This window comes from Pseudomonas syringae group sp. 243L2 (assembly GCF_032587875.1).
In the GTDB taxonomy this organism is placed as follows: Bacteria; Pseudomonadota; Gammaproteobacteria; order Pseudomonadales; family Pseudomonadaceae; genus Aquipseudomonas; species Aquipseudomonas amygdali.
Map to the genome: position 1 here is coordinate 389830 of NZ_JAWHPL010000019.1, position 16712 is coordinate 406541.

General features: G+C 57.5%; 15 protein-coding genes. 12 read left to right on the top strand and 3 right to left on the bottom strand.

Annotated elements, in window-relative coordinates; translation table 11 throughout:
- Positions 1–79 precede the first annotated feature (79 nt).
- From RYB66_RS12115 to RYB66_RS12125, 3 genes are read left to right on the top strand one after another with little or no spacing between them, the layout of a single operon-like run.
- Positions 80–1483 (top strand): sodium-dependent transporter, encoded by a 1404-nt coding sequence (locus tag RYB66_RS12115; protein WP_316894530.1) that lies wholly within the window; start codon positions 80–82, stop codon positions 1481–1483.
- A 7-nt stretch (positions 1484–1490) separates the two neighbouring features.
- A complete protein-coding gene (locus RYB66_RS12120; RefSeq protein ID WP_004656689.1) occupies positions 1491–1925 on the top strand; it encodes a type II toxin-antitoxin system RatA family toxin in 435 nt (144 codons plus the stop codon).
- Positions 1918–2232, top strand: a complete 315-nt coding sequence (locus RYB66_RS12125) for an RnfH family protein (RefSeq protein ID WP_002555144.1) — start codon at positions 1918–1920, stop codon at positions 2230–2232. Before RYB66_RS12120 ends, RYB66_RS12125 begins: the two co-directional genes overlap by 8 nt.
- A 64-nt stretch (positions 2233–2296) precedes the next feature.
- On the opposite strand, the gene RYB66_RS12130 is transcribed toward RYB66_RS12125, so the two are convergent.
- The gene (locus RYB66_RS12130; protein WP_002555143.1) at positions 2297–2818 is read right to left on the bottom strand and encodes an outer membrane protein assembly factor BamE; all 522 of its coding nucleotides are present in this window, start codon (positions 2816–2818) and stop codon (positions 2297–2299) included.
- A 98-nt stretch (positions 2819–2916) separates the two neighbouring features.
- On the opposite strand from RYB66_RS12130, the gene fur reads away from it, so the two are divergent.
- Positions 2917–3324 carry a ferric iron uptake transcriptional regulator gene (gene fur, locus RYB66_RS12135; protein ID WP_002555142.1) on the top strand — a complete coding sequence of 136 codons (408 nt, stop codon included), beginning with the start codon at positions 2917–2919 and terminating at the stop codon, positions 3322–3324.
- Between the two features lie 62 nt (positions 3325–3386).
- Here fur and recN read toward each other — a convergent pair whose 3' ends face one another.
- Positions 3387–5060 (bottom strand): DNA repair protein RecN, encoded by a 1674-nt coding sequence (recN, locus tag RYB66_RS12140; protein WP_004666216.1) that lies wholly within the window; start codon positions 5058–5060, stop codon positions 3387–3389.
- A 270-nt stretch (positions 5061–5330) separates the two neighbouring features.
- Between recN and grpE the strand changes: the two genes are divergently transcribed.
- From grpE to greA, 7 genes are all read left to right on the top strand, one after another.
- Positions 5331–5894, top strand: a complete 564-nt coding sequence (gene grpE / locus RYB66_RS12145; RefSeq protein ID WP_002555140.1) for a nucleotide exchange factor GrpE — start codon at positions 5331–5333, stop codon at positions 5892–5894.
- A 110-nt stretch (positions 5895–6004) separates the two neighbouring features.
- Positions 6005–7921: a molecular chaperone DnaK gene (gene dnaK / locus RYB66_RS12150; RefSeq protein ID WP_005733029.1), complete on the top strand. Its 1917-nt coding sequence runs from the start codon at positions 6005–6007 to the stop codon at positions 7919–7921.
- A gap of 326 nt (positions 7922–8247) precedes the next feature.
- Positions 8248–9390 (top strand): molecular chaperone DnaJ, encoded by a 1143-nt coding sequence (gene dnaJ, locus RYB66_RS12155; RefSeq protein WP_002555138.1) that lies wholly within the window; start codon positions 8248–8250, stop codon positions 9388–9390.
- A gap of 21 nt (positions 9391–9411) precedes the next feature.
- Positions 9412–10215 carry a 4-hydroxy-tetrahydrodipicolinate reductase gene (dapB, locus tag RYB66_RS12160; protein WP_004656680.1) on the top strand — a complete coding sequence of 268 codons (804 nt, stop codon included), beginning with the start codon at positions 9412–9414 and terminating at the stop codon, positions 10213–10215.
- A gap of 216 nt (positions 10216–10431) precedes the next feature.
- Entirely contained in the window at positions 10432–11568 is a 1137-nt protein-coding gene (gene carA, locus RYB66_RS12165) for a glutamine-hydrolyzing carbamoyl-phosphate synthase small subunit (protein WP_005733031.1), read from the top strand.
- 136 nt (positions 11569–11704) lie between these two features.
- Positions 11705–14926 carry a carbamoyl-phosphate synthase large subunit gene (carB, locus tag RYB66_RS12170; RefSeq protein WP_005733032.1) on the top strand — a complete coding sequence of 1074 codons (3222 nt, stop codon included), beginning with the start codon at positions 11705–11707 and terminating at the stop codon, positions 14924–14926.
- Positions 14923–15399: a transcription elongation factor GreA gene (gene greA / locus RYB66_RS12175; RefSeq protein ID WP_002555134.1), complete on the top strand. Its 477-nt coding sequence runs from the start codon at positions 14923–14925 to the stop codon at positions 15397–15399. Before carB ends, greA begins: the two co-directional genes overlap by 4 nt.
- Before the next feature lie 81 nt (positions 15400–15480).
- On the opposite strand, the gene RYB66_RS12180 is transcribed toward greA, so the two are convergent.
- Positions 15481–15792, bottom strand: a complete 312-nt coding sequence (locus RYB66_RS12180; RefSeq protein ID WP_002555133.1) for a YhbY family RNA-binding protein — start codon at positions 15790–15792, stop codon at positions 15481–15483.
- A 103-nt stretch (positions 15793–15895) separates the two neighbouring features.
- Here RYB66_RS12180 and rlmE point away from each other — a divergent pair, with 103 nt between their 5' ends.
- Entirely contained in the window at positions 15896–16546 is a 651-nt protein-coding gene (gene rlmE / locus RYB66_RS12185; RefSeq protein ID WP_004666214.1) for a 23S rRNA (uridine(2552)-2'-O)-methyltransferase RlmE, read from the top strand.
- The last annotated feature ends 166 nt before the right edge of the window (positions 16547–16712 follow it).

A 16712-nucleotide genomic window follows, 5' to 3' on the forward strand; every position in this document is an offset into this window, starting at 1 on the left:
GCTATGGGAAAGCGCGTGCTTGAGCACAAAGGTTGAATCCCGGACAATGCGCGATCTTTTTTGGCTGGGCGTTTCGATAATGTCGACGGACAAGGTTTCAGTCCACGGTAGCTGGGCAAGCCGCTGGGTGTTCATCCTGGCTGCCACAGGTTCTGCCGTGGGGCTGGGCAGCATATGGAAATTTCCGTACATGGTCGGTGCCTATGGCGGCGGTGCATTTGTACTGGTGTTTCTGGCGTGCATCGCGCTGATCGGCATTCCGGTGATGATCGCCGAGACGCTGATTGGCCGTCGTTCCCGACTTAGTCCTGCGAATGCGCTCAAGACGCTGGCGCTGGAAGCGGGGCATTCGGCGCGATGGTCATGGGGCGCTTTTGCCGGAATGATCACGGCTTTGCTGATTCTCTCCTTTTATAGTGTGGTGGGCGGCTGGTCGCTGGATTACATCATCGACATGGGCCGCGGCGATTTTCAGGGTGTTTCGCCGGATCAGGTCGGTGCCTATTTCGGCGCAGTGATTGCCGACCCCTGGCGTCTGATTCTGTGGCACACCATTTTCATGCTGCTGTCGGCGGTGGTGATCGGCAAGGGGGTCGAGGCCGGTCTGGAGAAGAGCCTGCGCATCATGATGCCGATGCTGTTTCTGCTGATGCTGGCGCTGTTGGGCTATAGCCTGACCACCGGGCACTTCATGGAAGGCGTGCATTTCATGTTCGACTTCAATCCCGACAAGGTACTCGATGGCTTGCTGCCTGCGATGGGGCATGCGTTCTTTTCCCTGAGCGTCGGTGTCGGCTCGATCATGGTCTACGGCGCTTACATGACCAAGGGCGCATCCATCAGCACCACGGTCGTCGGCATTGCGTTGCTCGACACCTTTGTTTCGCTGCTGGCGGGCCTTGCGCTGTTTCCTATCGTTTTTGCTGCTGGCCTGAACCCGAGCGAGGGGCCGGGCCTGATGTTTGTAACGTTGCCATACGCGTTCGGCAACGTGGCATTCGGGCAGTTGATGGGGGTTGTGTTCTTCGTACTGGTGGCTGTAGCGGCCTGGAGCTCGGCGATTTCGCTGCTTGAACCCATGGTTGCCTATCTGGTTGAGCGCACCCGTATTCGCCGCGCCTGGGTGACGTTCTGGCTGGCATTTACCTGCTGGTTTGTGGGGCTGGGAACGGTGTTCTCGTTCAATATCTGGCAAAAAGCCAAGTTTTTCGTGAACGATGGAGGTGTATTCCACCTCTACCAGTGGGGCGCATTGACTGGCCTGGACTTCTTTGGAGTCATTGATTTCTTCACTTCGCGGATCATGTTGCCGCTGGGTGGGTTGTGTTTTGTGGTATTCGCTGGTTGGGTGATGAGCCGTGAGACGGTGCGTGACGAGTTGTCGATTCGCAGTCCATTGCTCTTCAACCTGACGTTCTTTTTGATGCGCTACGTGGCGCCGCTCGGCATTCTTGTGGTGTTTGCCGCTCAGCTCTGGAAATGACGCTCACATGACTACGCATATACAACGCTCTGCTTTACTGCCGTACCCGGCCGGGTTCCTTTATGACCTGGTCAATGATGTGGCTCGTTATCCCGAGTTTCTGCCGTGGTGCTCTTCCGCCACCGTGTTGGAGTCCAGCGAAGCGCAGATGCGCGCCAGCCTGGAAATTGCCAAGGGCGGTCTGAGCCAGAAGTTCATGACGCGCAACACGCTTACCCCAGGCGAGTCGATCGTGATGGACCTGGTTGAGGGGCCATTCGAGCAGTTTCATGGCGTCTGGACATTCAAGCCGCTGGGCGAGAAGGCCTGCAAGATCAGCCTGGATCTGTCCTTCGATTATGCCGGCTCTATCGTTCGCGCCACCCTCGGGCCACTGTTCAATCAGGCGGCCAATACGCTGGTGGATGCGTTCTGTCAGCGAGCGAAAGAGCTGCATGGCTGAGGCAGTGATTCAGATTGAGGTGGTGTACGCCTCTGTGCAGCGTCAGGTGTTAATGACGCTGGATGTTCCGGCGGGCTCCTCAGTGCGTCAGGCGCTGGCTCTCAGTGGCATGGACAGGGAGTTTCCCGAGCTGGATCTGGCGCAGTGTGCCGTAGGCATCTTCGGCAAGGTGGTGGCTGATCCTTCCACGCGGGTGCTGGAGGCGGGTGAGCGAATAGAGATCTATCGTCCGCTATTGGCCGATCCCATGGAGATCAGGCGTCTGCGTGCCGCCAGGGCACGGGAGAAACGGACGCTTCCCGGCTGAACGCTGACTGAACGAAAGGCACAAAAAAGCCCGGAATGCCGGGCTTTTTGTTGAGCGCTGCAGACTAACGAGAGTTGGTGTCCAGAGGCTCTTGGGTCGGGACAGGTACTGTCTCGACGCTGTCCACGTCTTTCTGGATCTTGTCCAGCAACGAACCTGGCTTGGCCGGCTCTTCAGGCTTCTGCACCGGCTGATTCTCTGCCGGGACAGTGGTATCGCTGCCTTTGCCGAGAATGGCTTCATCGCGGCTGACACCGGGCATGAAGTCGCCAGACAGGCTTACAAGCTGGTCATTGCCGTTGAATATAAGGCTGACACGCTCCTGCTGGCGTTCACCGCCACCTGGCTGCAGGCTGTACAGGTAATCCCACCGATCGGAGTGGAAAGTGTCGGTCAACAGGGGGTTGCCCATGATAAACCGTACTTGCCGTCGGGTCATTCCGGGGCGTAACTGGTCTATCATGTCCTGCGTGACGACATTACCCTGCTGGATGTCGATTTTGTAAACCCCGGGGAATGAACAACCGGCGAGTGCGAGCAGTCCCACGAAGGTGAAACTGGTTAGCAAGAGCTTGGTGTTTTGCATCGGTGGGCGACTTCCACTATCTTGGCTGGGACAACGTAAACCCCGATCATACCTGCATTAAGAGAAGCTGCGAAGCAGCGTCTGCGAGAAAGCTGACCATGGTTGAAAATAGCGAACTACGTAAAGCAGGACTAAAGGTAACCCTACCAAGGGTTAAAATACTCCAAATGCTCGATTCTGCCGAGCAGCGCCACATGAGTGCCGAGGATGTCTACAAGGCGCTTATGGAGGCAAGCGAGGACGTCGGCCTGGCCACGGTTTACCGTGTTCTGACCCAGTTTGAAGCCGCTGGATTAGTGGTGCGCCACAATTTCGACGGCGGTCATGCTGTGTTTGAGCTGGCTGATGGCGGCCATCACGACCACATGGTCAACGTGGAGTCAGGTGAGGTGATCGAGTTCTTCGACGAAGAAATCGAGAAGCTTCAAAAGGCTATTGTCGAAAGACACGGCTTCGACCTGGTGGACCACAATCTGGTGCTCTACGTCCGCAACAAGAAGGCGTAAGCCAGACGGCGTAAAAACCAGCACCAAAGGCGACCCCGGGTCGCCTTTGTGCTTTCTGCGGTTCAGCTTTTAGCGGTAACGACCATCTTTTTGGCGTGCGCCAGAGATTCCTTGGTCAGGTCGATGCCCCCCAGCATTCGGGCCACTTCTTCTATGCGCTCGGTCTTGCTGAGTTTGGAAACCGCCGTACGCGTGGCGTCGTTGTCGCGGACCTTGTGCACAAACAGATGCTGATGGCCCTGCGCGGCAACCTGCGGCAGGTGAGTGACGGTCATGACTTGCCCGCGCTCGCCCAGGCGACGCAGCAATTGCCCCACGATCTCGGCGGTCGGCCCGCCAATGCCCACATCGACTTCGTCGAATACCAGCGTCGGCACCCGCGAGGTTTGTGCAGTAATGACCTGAATCGCAAGGCTGATACGCGACAGCTCGCCACCCGACGCGACTTTCGCCAGCGCTTTCAGTGGTTGGCCGGGGTTGGCGCTGACCAGTAGCTCTACCTGCTCAAGACCGTGAGGCGACGGTTCTACGCTGGCATTGGCTTTAAGGTCGATCTGGAAACGACCGCCGGGCATGCCCAGTCGATGAATTTCCTGCTCTACAGCGCTGGCCAGTGTCGTTGCCGAATTGCGGCGCAGGTCGCTCAGTTCGCGGGCCTTCTCCTGATAGTGCCGGGCAAATGCCTGCACTTCGTGCTCCAGGCGCTCGATGGATTCGTCGTTGGCATTCAGTGTTTCTATTTCATCCAGCAGCTTTTGTTGCAGCGTGGCCACTTCACCTGGCTGAATGCGGTGCTTGCGCGCCAGTGTATAGATAGCATCAAGACGCTCTTCAAGCTGTTGCAGTCTGGCCGGGTCGGCGTCGAAGTGATCCAGAAAACGGTTCAGTTCGCCTACCGCTTCTTCTACCTGTATCTGCGCGCTGGACAGCAAACCAGTGGCCTCGCTCAGGGCGGACGGCGAATGGTCGACGCTGCCGAGTCGATGCAGGCTGGCAGTCAGGGCATTGAGCACGTTGCCGGAATCGCTTTCACTGCACTGCTCGACCACTTGTCGGCAAATGCTCAGCAGGCTTTCGGCGTTGGTCAGGTCTTTGTGTTCCTGCTCGAGCTGCTCAAGCTCGTTTTCGCCCAGGCTCAGGCTTTCCAGCTCTTCGAGTTGATAGCTGAGCAGTTGATGGCGTGCGCGCTGCTCGTCCCCTGAATTGGAAAGGCGCTCCAGCTCTTGTCGCGTCTGCCGCCAGCGCTGTGCGGCGAGATGGACCTGACGGGCCAGGTCGGTAGCGCCAGCGTATTCGTCCAGCAGGCGTCGGTGGGTATCGGTCTTGAGCAGCGACTGATGCTCATGCTGGCTGTGGATATCAATGAGCAGTTCACCCAGTGCCTTCAAATCTCCCTGAGGGCAGGGCGAGCCATTGATGTAGGAGCGTGACCGACCTTCGGCGGTAATGACCCGGCGCAGGATGCAGGGGCCGTCGTTGTCCAGGTCGCGCTCTTTGAGCCAGGTCTGTGCCTCGGGAATGTCGCCCAGGTCGAATGTGGCCAGGATGTCGGCCTTGTCGGCACCCGGCCGGACCACGCCGCTGTCGGCACGGTCGCCCAGCGTAAGGCCCAGGGCGTCGAGCATGATCGACTTGCCAGCGCCGGTTTCGCCGGTGATGACGCTCATGCCTCGATCCAGTTCGAGGTCAAGGTGTTCGACAATGGCGTAGTTGTGTACGGAAAGGTGCACCAGCATTGAGCGGCTCCCGGGCTGTTTGTCTGGTTATTTATACAGTGTTTTATTTGTTGCTGACAATGCCTTCGCTTAGCTCGATTTGATCGGTTTGCAGTGGTTTTTAGTCGCTCTTGTGTCGGTCCGCAATTTTTCGCTCGTCCGGAATCCGCATTATTTGTCAGGGAATGCGTATCTCGATTGCATGAAACCCTTGAAGCCGGAAATTCCGATCCCATATAGGTGGACAGAAGCGCGAATCGGGATCGCGGACGTTTTTAGAGGAGAACATGTATGGCTGACGAACAGAATCTGGATGCGCAGGCTCAGGATCAGGCTGCCGAGGCGGGCGCGGGTGAAGAACTGACAACCCGTGTGCAGGTGCTCGAAGAGCAACTGGCTGCTGCGCAGGACCAATCCCTTCGCGTGGCTGCGGATCTGCAGAATGTCCGCCGCCGTGCTGAGCAGGATGTTGAAAAGGCGCACAAGTTTGCGCTGGAAAAATTTGCCGGTGATCTGTTGCCGATCATCGACAGTCTGGAGCGAGGCCTTGATCTGTCCAATCCGGACGATGAAAGCATTCGCCCGATGCGTGAAGGCATCGAGCTGACCTTGAAGATGTTCCAGGACACCCTCAAGCGTTATCAGTTGGAAGCCATTGATCCACATGGTCAACCGTTCAGTGCCGACCAGCACCAGGCGATGGCCATGCAGGAAAGTGCCGACGTCGAGCCTAATACTGTGCTCAAGGTATTCCAGAAGGGTTATCAGCTTAATGGTCGCCTGTTGCGCCCGGCCATGGTCGTGGTCAGCAAGGCACCGTCGCCTGCAACGCCGTCAATCAACGAGCAGGCTTGAAATCAGCTGTAAGGCCCCCATTTAAAGGTCAAGCGTTTAAGAGCTACCGCACGGTGTAAACGCACTGGCGGCAACCAAATCCAAGTTTTGCAAGTTTCGGGAGAGTCAAGATGGGCAGAATTATCGGTATCGACCTGGGGACTACCAACTCCTGCGTCTCCATTCTGGAAAACGGTAACGTCAAGGTTATCGAGAACGCAGAAGGTACTCGTACTACACCTTCGATCATTGCTTATGCCAATGACGGTGAGATCCTGGTTGGTCAGTCCGCCAAGCGTCAGGCCGTTACCAATCCGCATAACACGCTGTATGCGGTAAAGCGTCTGATTGGTCGTAAGTTCGAAGAGGATGTCGTTCAGAAAGACATCCAGATGGTCCCTTACAAGATCGTCAAGGCTGACAACGGTGATGCCTGGGTTGAAGTGAATGGCCAGAAAATGGCACCTCCTCAGATTTCCGCTGAAATCCTGAAGAAAATGAAAAAGACCGCCGAAGACTACCTCGGTGAAGCGGTTACCGAAGCGGTCATCACTGTTCCGGCCTACTTCAACGACAGTCAGCGTCAGGCAACCAAGGACGCCGGTCGTATCGCCGGTCTGGACGTCAAGCGCATCATCAACGAACCAACCGCGGCCGCTCTGGCTTACGGTATGGACAAGGCCAAGGGCGATCACACTGTCATCGTTTATGACCTGGGTGGCGGTACGTTCGACGTCTCGGTCATCGAGATTGCCGAAGTTGATGGCGAGCACCAGTTCGAAGTGTTGGCCACCAACGGCGACACGTTCCTGGGCGGTGAAGACTTTGACATTCGTCTGATCGACTACTTCGTCGACGAATTCAAGAAAGAAAGCGGCATGAACCTCAAGGGTGACCCGCTGGCCATGCAGCGTCTGAAAGAAGCTGCCGAGAAAGCCAAGATCGAGCTTTCTTCCAGCACGCAGACCGAAGTCAACCTGCCGTACATCACTGCAGATGCAACCGGTCCAAAGCACCTGGTCGTGAAAATTTCGCGCTCCAAGCTGGAATCGCTGGTTGAAGACCTGGTTCAGCGCACCATCGCTCCTTGCGAAATGGCGCTTAAAGATGCTGGCATCGACAGAAGCAAGATCAACGACGTGATTCTGGTCGGTGGTCAGACCCGTATGCCGCTGGTGCAGAAGCTGGTAACCGAGTTCTTCGGTAAAGAAGCACGTAAAGACGTCAACCCTGACGAAGCCGTTGCAATGGGTGCTGCTATCCAGGGCGCTGTATTGGCCGGTGATGTCAAAGACGTTCTGCTGCTCGACGTCAGCCCGCTGACTCTGGGTATCGAAACCATGGGCGGCGTGATGACTGCGCTGATCGAGAAAAACACCACGATTCCTACCAAGAAATCCCAGGTGTTCTCGACTGCCGATGACAACCAGAACGCGGTAACCATCCACGTACTACAGGGTGAGCGCAAGCAAGCCGGTCAGAACAAGTCCTTGGGCAAGTTCGACCTGGCCGAGATTCCACCTGCTCCACGTGGCGTGCCACAGATCGAAGTAACCTTCGACATCGACGCAAACGGCATTCTGCATGTTGGCGCGAAAGACAAGGCGACCGGCAAGCAGCAGTCCATCGTGATCAAGGCCAACTCCGGTCTTTCCGAGGAAGAAATTCAGCAAATGGTCCGCGATGCTGAAGTCAACTCCGAAGAAGATCGCAAGTTCGAAGAGCTGGCCTCTGCCCGTAACCAGGGTGATGCGCTGGTCCACTCGACTCGCAAAATGATCGCTGATGCGGGTGACAAGGTCACTGCTGAAGAGAAAACGGCTGTCGAGGCTGCACTGGTTGCTCTGGAAGCTGCTATCAAGGGCGACGACAAGGCTGCTATCGAAGCCAAGGTTGAAGAGCTGTCGAAGGTTTCCGCGCCAATCGCTCAGAAGATGTACGCCGAGCAGGCCGAAAACCCTGAAGCAGCGGCCAAGCCTGCTGAAGAAAATGCCAAGGCTGATGACGTTGTCGATGCCGAGTTCGAAGAAGTGAAAGACCACAAGTAAGCGCAGGCTCACTTGAACGCCGGTTGACCTCTTTCGAGCGCTGACTGGTAGGATGTCGCCGCGCGGGAGCTTGCTCCCGCGTTGGCGTGTCTGGAACAAGCAAAATTTCGGCGTGCGGATTTGCTCCGCAAGCCATGTGGCAAGATCGCTACGCTCCTGCGTAGCGAATCATTCTGCCGCTTTCTCGGCCAGACCTATCTGGTTGTTGAACGAAGACCAGGATCGTTGAATTGACGTGAGTTGGGTCCAGGGCCTGTATGGGGCTCAACGAGTTTGGCAGGGTTCAGGAGGGTCTTGCCGAACGTCCTCAAGAGTGCGGAAGAACTATGGCAAAGCGTGATTATTACGAAGTGTTGGGAGTGGAGCGAGGCTCCAGCGAGGCGGACCTGAAAAAGGCTTATCGCCGTCTGGCGATGAAGCATCACCCCGACCGCAACCCTGATGACAAAGCCTCGGAAGAGCTGTTCAAAGAGGCCAACGAGGCCTACGAAGTGCTGTCCGATGCCAGCAAGCGCGCTGCGTACGATCAGTATGGCCATGCTGGTGTCGACCCGAGCATGGGTGGCGGCGGCGGTTTTGGTGGTGGTGCCGGTGGTGCCAACTTCTCCGACATCTTCGGTGATGTGTTCAGTGATTTCTTTGGCGGCGGCCGTGGCGGTGGCGGCGGTGGTCGCGGTGGTGCCCAGCGCGGCAGCGATCTGCGCTATACGCTGGAGCTGAATCTGGAAGAAGCGGTTCGCGGTACTAACGTGAATATCCGCGTTCCGACACTGGTCAACTGCAAGCCGTGCGATGGCAGCGGTGCCAAGAAAGGCTCGTCGCCCGTTACCTGTCCTACGTGCGGTGGTATCGGTCAGGTCCGCATGCAGCAGGGTTTCTTCTCTGTGCAGCAAACCTGCCCACGCTGCCATGGCCACGGCAAGATTATTTCCGACCCGTGCGATTCGTGCCACGGTGAAGGTCGTGTCGAAGAGTCCAAGACGCTTTCGGTCAAGGTGCCGCCAGGTGTCGATACCGGTGACCGCATTCGTCTATCTGGCGAAGGCGAAGCGGGTACTCAGGGTGGGCCGACCGGCGACCTGTATGTCGTGATCAATGTGCGCGAACACGCGATCTTCCAGCGTGACGGCAAGCACCTGTTCTGCGAAGTGCCGATCAGCTTTACCGATGCCGCGCTGGGTGGCGAGCTTGAAGTGCCGACCCTTGATGGTCGCGTCAAACTGAAAATCCCCGAAGGTACCCAGACCGGCAAGCAGTTCCGCTTGCGCGGCAAGGGTGTCGCTCCGGTGCGTGGCGGCGGTGCTGGTGACTTGATGTGCCGTGTAGCGGTCGAAACTCCGGTCAACCTGAGCAAGCGTCAGCGCGAGCTGCTTGAAGAGTTCCGCACTTCGCTTGAAAACGACGAGTCCCACTCTCCCAAGGCCAGTGGCTGGTTCGAGGGTGTGAAGCGTTTCTTCGGCGATCTGTAAGGCTATCAACGGGAGCAGGGCATGCGACGTATTGCTGTAGTGGGCGCCGCCGGGCGCATGGGCAAGACCTTGATCGAGGCGGTTCAGCAGGCACCGGGTGCCGGGTTGACTGCCGCTATCGATCGTCCTGACAGCACGCTGGTGGGTGCGGATGCAGGCGAGCTGGCTGCGCTGGGTCGTATCGGTGTGCCGTTGTCGGGCGACCTGGCAAAAGTGGCGGATGAGTTCGACGTGTTGATCGACTTCACCCACCCTTCGGTAACGCTGAAAAATCTGGCGTTCTGCCGTAAGGCCGGCAAGGCCATGATTATCGGCACGACTGGCTTCAGTGCCGAAGAGAAGCAGCGTCTGGTCGAAGCGGGTAAAGACATCCCGATTGTGTTCGCTGCCAACTTCAGCATTGGTGTAAACCTTTGCTTGAAGTTGCTGGACACCGCCGCGCGTGTTCTGGGTGATGAGGTCGATATCGAAATCACCGAGGCGCACCACCGCCACAAGGTCGATGCGCCGTCCGGCACCGCCTTGCGCATGGGTGAAGTGGTTGCCAGTGCGCTGGGTCGCGACCTGGAAAAAGTCGCTGTCTACGGCCGTGAAGGCCAGACCGGCGCGCGTGATCGTCAGACCATCGGGTTTGCGACCATTCGTGCCGGTGACGTTGTCGGCGACCATACCGTGCTGTTCGCAGCAGACGGCGAGCGGGTCGAGATCACCCACAAGGCATCCAGTCGCATGACCTTTGCCAAGGGTGCCGTGCGGGCTGCAATGTGGCTCGATGGCAAGGCGCCAGGGCTTTACGACATGCAGGATGTACTGGGTCTGCATTGATTTCATACAGGGCCATTCGTGGCCCTGTCGCATTTTCCCGCATTTCAGGCTCATTGGTGGTAGACCAAAAAGGGCCTTTTCTGTAAGCTACAGCTTTAGTGTGTCCACTAAAAGCGCGCAGATGATTCCATAAGAAAGCGGGGTGACGTAACTACGTCATTCCGCTTTTTTGCAGCCTGCGATCGCCCTTTCAGGTTTTATTTACGGGAGGTCTTCTTGACTAAGCCAGCCATACTCGCCCTTGCTGATGGCAGCATTTTTCGCGGCGAAGCCATTGGAGCCGACGGTCAGACCGTTGGTGAGGTGGTGTTCAACACCGCAATGACAGGCTATCAGGAAATTCTTACCGATCCTTCCTACGCCCAGCAAATCGTTACCCTGACTTACCCGCACATCGGCAATACCGGTACCACGCCTGAAGACGCAGAGTCCGATCGTGTCTGGTCCGCTGGCCTGGTCATCCGTGACCTGCCGCTGGTCGCCAGCAACTGGCGTAACAAGCTGTCCCTCGGTGATTACCTGAAAGCCAATAATGTCGTTGCCATCGCCGGTATCGACACGCGTCGCCTGACCCGCATCCTGCGTGAGAAAGGCGCCCAGAACGGCTGCATCATGGCTGGCGACAACATTTCCGAAGAAGCAGCCATCGCTGCTGCTCGCGGGTTCCCCGGCCTCAAAGGCATGGACCTGGCAAAGGAAGTCAGTACCAAGGACACCTACGAGTGGCGTTCCAGCGTCTGGAACCTGAAGACCGACAGCCACCCTGAAATCGCTGCTTCCGAGCTGCCCTATCATGTGGTCGCTTACGACTACGGCGTCAAGGTCAACATTCTGCGCATGCTGGTCGAGCGCGGTTGCCGGGTGACTGTGGTGCCTGCGCAAACGCCTGCCAGCGACGTGCTTGCCTACAAACCCGACGGTGTTTTCCTGTCCAACGGCCCTGGCGACCCCGAGCCGTGCGACTACGCCATCAAGGCGATCAGGGAAGTGCTGCAAACCGAAGTGCCGGTATTCGGTATCTGCCTGGGTCACCAGCTTCTGGCCTTGGCTGCCGGTGCCAAGACCGTGAAAATGGGCCATGGCCACCACGGTGCAAACCACCCTGTTCAGGATCTGGACACCGGTGTGGTCATGATCACCAGCCAGAACCACGGTTTTGCTGTTGATGAGGCCACGCTGCCGGGCAATGTTCGCGCCATTCACAAGTCGTTGTTCGACGGCACCCTTCAGGGTATCGAGCTGACCGACAAGAGCGCATTCAGCTTCCAGGGTCACCCTGAGGCGAGCCCGGGCCCGAATGACGTCGCGCCTCTGTTTGATCGCTTTATCGAAGCCATGGCCAAGCGACGCTGACCGGTTGCCTTGAGACTGTAATACGCAGGTGCCCTGGGCGGCCCCGGACTCAGTGTCCGGTTGCTGCCGCCCAGGCCACCTCAAAGAAATGTTCAAGACGGCTTGCCGACTGACCTGCGGATTTGAGTGACAACCCATGCCAAAACGTACAGATATTAAAAGCATCCTGATTCTCGGCGCCGGCCCCATCGTGATCGGCCAGGCCTGTGAATTCGACTACTCCGGCGCCCAGGCCTGCAAGGCGCTGCGCGAAGAGGGTTACCGCGTCATCCTGGTGAACTCCAACCCGGCCACCATCATGACTGACCCGGCCATGGCCGACGCCACCTACATCGAGCCGATCAAGTGGCAGACCGTTGCCAAGATCATCGAAAAAGAGCGTCCTGATGCACTGCTGCCGACCATGGGCGGCCAGACGGCTCTGAACTGCGCACTGGATCTGGAGCGCGAAGGCGTTCTGGAGAAGTTCGGCGTGGAGATGATCGGTGCCAACGCCGATACCATCGACAAGGCTGAAGACCGCTCGCGTTTCGACAAGGCCATGAAGTCTATCGGCCTGGCGTGCCCGCGTTCCGGTATCGCGCACAGCATGGAAGAAGCCAACGCGGTTCTCGAAAAGCTCGGCTTCCCGTGCATTATTCGTCCATCGTTCACCATGGGCGGCACGGGCGGCGGTATCGCGTACAACCGTGAAGAGTTCGAAGAAATCTGCGCTCGCGGTCTGGACCTGTCGCCGACCAAAGAGCTGCTGATCGACGAATCGCTGATCGGCTGGAAAGAGTACGAAATGGAAGTTGTCCGCGACAAAAAGGACAACTGCATCATCGTCTGCTCGATTGAAAACTTCGACCCGATGGGCGTGCACACCGGTGACTCCATCACCGTTGCTCCGGCACAGACCCTGACCGACAAGGAATACCAGATCCTGCGTAACGCCTCGCTGGCAGTGCTGCGCGAGATCGGCGTTGAAACCGGTGGTTCCAACGTTCAGTTCGGCATCTGCCCGGACACCGGCCGTATGGTCGTGATCGAGATGAACCCGCGCGTATCGCGTTCCTCGGCGCTGGCCTCCAAGGCGACCGGCTTCCCGATCGCCCGCGTAGCCGCCAAGCTGGCCGTCGGCTACACTCTCGACGAGCTGTCGAACGAAATCACTGGCGGCAAGACCCCGGCTTCGTTCGAACCGTCGATCGACTACGTCGTCACCAAGCTGCCGCGCTTTGCTTTCGAGAAATTCGCCAAGGCGGATGCGCGTCTGACCACTCAGATGAAGTCGGTCGGTGAAGTCATGGCCATCGGCCGCACTTTCCAGGAGTCCCTGCAGAAAGCCTTGCGCGGCCTGGAAGTCGGCGTTTGCGGTCTCGATCCGAAGCTGGACCTGAGCCACCCTGAAAGCATGAGCACGCTCAAGCGCGAGCTGACTGTGCCGGGTGCCGAGCGTATCTGGTACGTCGCCGACGCCTTCCGCGCAGGCATGACGGTTGAAGAAATCTTCGCCATGAACATGATCGACCCGTGGTTCCTGGTGCAGATCGAAGATCTGGTCAAGGACGAAGAGAAGGTCAAGACGTTGGGCCTGTCGGCAATCGATCGTGACCTGATGTTCCGCCTCAAGCGCAAGGGCTTCTCCGATGCGCGTCTGGCCAAGCTGGTCGGCGTCACCGAAAAGAACCTGCGTACGCATCGTCACAAGCTGGACGTGTTCCCGGTCTACAAGCGCGTCGACACCTGCGCCGCCGAGTTCGCAACCGACACCGCGTACCTGTACTCGACGTACGAAGAAGAGTGCGAAGCCAACCCTTCGACGCGCGACAAGATCATGATCCTCGGCGGTGGCCCTAACCGTATCGGCCAGGGTATCGAGTTCGACTACTGCTGTGTACACGCGGCCCTGGCGCTACGTGAAGACGGGTACGAGACCATCATGGTCAACTGCAACCCGGAAACCGTCTCCACTGACTACGACACCTCGGACCGCCTGTACTTCGAGCCTGTTACCCTGGAAGACGTGCTGGAAATCGTCCGTGTCGAGAAGCCGAAAGGTGTGATCGTCCAGTACGGTGGCCAGACGCCTCTGAAACTGGCGCGTGCTCTTGAGGCCGCCGGCGTACCGATCATCGGCACCAGCCCTGACGCCATTGACCGTGCCGAAGACCGTGAGCGCTTCCAGCAAATGGTCGAGCGCCTCAACCTGCGTCAGCCGCCAAACGCCACTGTGCGTAGCGAAGACGAAGCCATTCGTGCTGCGGCGAAGATCGGTTATCCGCTGGTGGTGCGCCCGTCCTATGTACTGGGCGGCCGCGCGATGGAGATCGTTTATCAGGAAGACGAGCTCAAGCGTTACCTGCGTGAAGCGGTTCAGGTGTCCAACGACAGCCCGGTGCTGCTGGACCACTTCCTGAACTGTGCCATCGAGATGGACGTCGATGCGGTCTGCGACGGGACTGACGTGGTGATTGGCGCGATCATGCAGCACATCGAGCAGGCGGGCGTTCACTCCGGTGACTCCGCATGCTCGCTGCCGCCGTACTCGCTGCCTGCACACATCCAGGACGAGATGCGCGAACAGGTCAAGAAAATGGCTCTGGAGCTGGGCGTTGTCGGCCTGATGAACGTACAGCTGGCACTTCAGGGCGAAGATATCTACGTCATTGAAGTCAACCCGCGTGCATCGCGTACCGTGCCGTTCGTTTCCAAGTGCATCGGTGTTTCCCTGGCCATGATCGCTGCTCGTGTGATGGCAGGTAAAACCCTGAAAGAGCTGAACTTCACCAAGGAAATCATCCCGAACTTCTACAGCGTGAAGGAGGCAGTGTTCCCGTTTGCCAAATTCCCTGGCGTTGACCCGATCCTCGGCCCGGAAATGAAATCGACCGGCGAAGTGATGGGCGTGGGCGATACCTTCGGTGAAGCGTTCGCCAAGGCTCAAATGGGCGCGAGCGAAGTGCTGCCGACTGGCGGTACTGCTTTCATCAGTGTGCGTGACGATGACAAGCCTCTGGTTGAAGCAGTTGCCCGTGACCTTATCAATCTGGGTTTCGAAATCGTTGCTACCGCAGGTACTGCCAAGCTGATCGAAGCGGCAGGCCTGAAAGTACGTCGCGTGAACAAGGTGACCGAAGGGCGCCCACACGTGGTCGACATGATCAAGAATGACGAAGTCACCCTGATCATCAACACCACCGAAGGTCGTCAGTCGATCGCAGATTCCTATTCCATCCGTCGCAACGCCTTGCAGCACAAGATCTACTGCACCACTACCATTGCAGCAGGCGAAGCGATCTGTGAAGCGCTCAAATTCGGTCCCGAGAAGACCGTACGTCGCTTGCAGGATCTCCATGCAGGATTGAAGGCATGATCAAATACCCAATGACTGTTCAGGGCGCTCGCGCCCTGGAAGAAGAGCTGACTCACCTGACCAAGGTGATCCGTCCCAAGTTGAGCCAGGACATCGGTACTGCGCGCGAACTGGGCGACCTCAAGGAAAACGCCGAATACCACGCTGCCCGCGAGCAGCAGGGTATGGTCGAGGCGCGTATTCGTGATATTGAAGGCCGCATGCAGAACGCTGTGGTGATCGACGTTACGACTATTCCGCACACTGGCAAGGTGATTTTCGGCACGACAGTCGAAATCGCCAACGTCGAAACCGACGAAAGCGTTGTCTACCAGATCGTTGGTGAGGACGAGGCGGATATCAAGAAGGGCAAGATTTCAGTGGGTTCGCCCATTGCTCGCGCCTTGATTGCCAAGGAAGAGGGCGATGTCGTCGTCGTGAAAACGCCTAGCGGCGTTATCGAATACGAAATCATCGAAGTGCGTCACATCTGATGCCTGTCGCCCGCTTTGGCGGGCGCAGTCAGCAGCAAAAAAGAGTCAGGGCACGCCTTTTGGCGGCCCTGACTTCTGTTTTTATCCGTGCGCGCGGTGGACGTTGGAGAGCTGCTTGTTTACCTTTGGGTTCTTGCGGTAGATCAGCGCCATTTTGCCGATGACCTGTACAAGATCCGCCGAACCTGCTTTGCACAGTTCTGCAACGGCGCCCAGGCGGCTCTCGCGATCAAGGATGTTGAGCTTGATCTTGATCAGCTCGTGATCGCTCAATGCGCGTTCAAGCTCTGCAAGTACACCTTCAGTCAAACCATTGTCAGCCACGATCAACACCGGTTTCAGATGGTGGCCAATGGATTTGTATTGTTTCTTCTGCTCTGGAGTGAGCGGCATAATCTGACCTCTGCGTCTGATCTTTTAAAAGCGGCGGCCAGTTTACCCGAGCGAGTCCGGGACCGCCCAGTTAATCACGACTCGTTTATTTTTGAGGTGCCCCGTGGCCCGTTCCAAGACAAGCCATAACTGGCTCAAAGAACACTTCGACGACAAGTACGTCAAAATGGCGCAGAAGGACGGCTACCGTTCGCGTGCCAGCTACAAGCTGCTCGAGATTCAGGAAAAGGACAAACTCATCCGTCCGGGCATGACCGTTATCGACCTCGGTGCTGCGCCCGGAGGCTGGTCGCAGGTGACCAGTCGTCTGATCGGCGGTCAAGGTCGTCTGATTGCTTCCGACATCCTTGAAATGGACAGCATCCCTGATGTGACCTTCATTCAGGGGGATTTTACCGAGGACAAGATTCTCGAGCAGATCCTTGAGGCAGTCGGTAATACGCAGGTAGACCTTGTGATTTCCGATATGGCCCCCAATATGAGTGGATTGAGCGCTGTAGATATGCCGCGTGCGATGTTTCTCTGTGAATTGGCGCTCGATCTGGCCGGTCGGGTACTACGTCCCGGTGGCGATTTTCTGATCAAGGTCTTCCAAGGTGAAGGCTTCGATGTCTACCACAAGGATATTCGCAAGCTGTTTGACAAGGTGCAGATGCGCAAGCCTTCGTCATCCCGCGACAGGTCACGCGAGCAATACCTGCTGGCTCGCGGCTTTCGTGGAATCGACGGGGCAGCCAGCATCGAGCGTTTTTGAAGGGGCACGATAGCTTTTTTCAAATGGCGTTACCGATGCAGCATGACTGAACATTGTGTTGTCAAAGTTTCACAAAGGGTTACAGACGGTGTCTGCCGTATCTGTAGGTTCTGTAGTAAGTTAGGCCGGTGAATATCATGCGAGGCACGCTTGCTGCGTGGAGCTT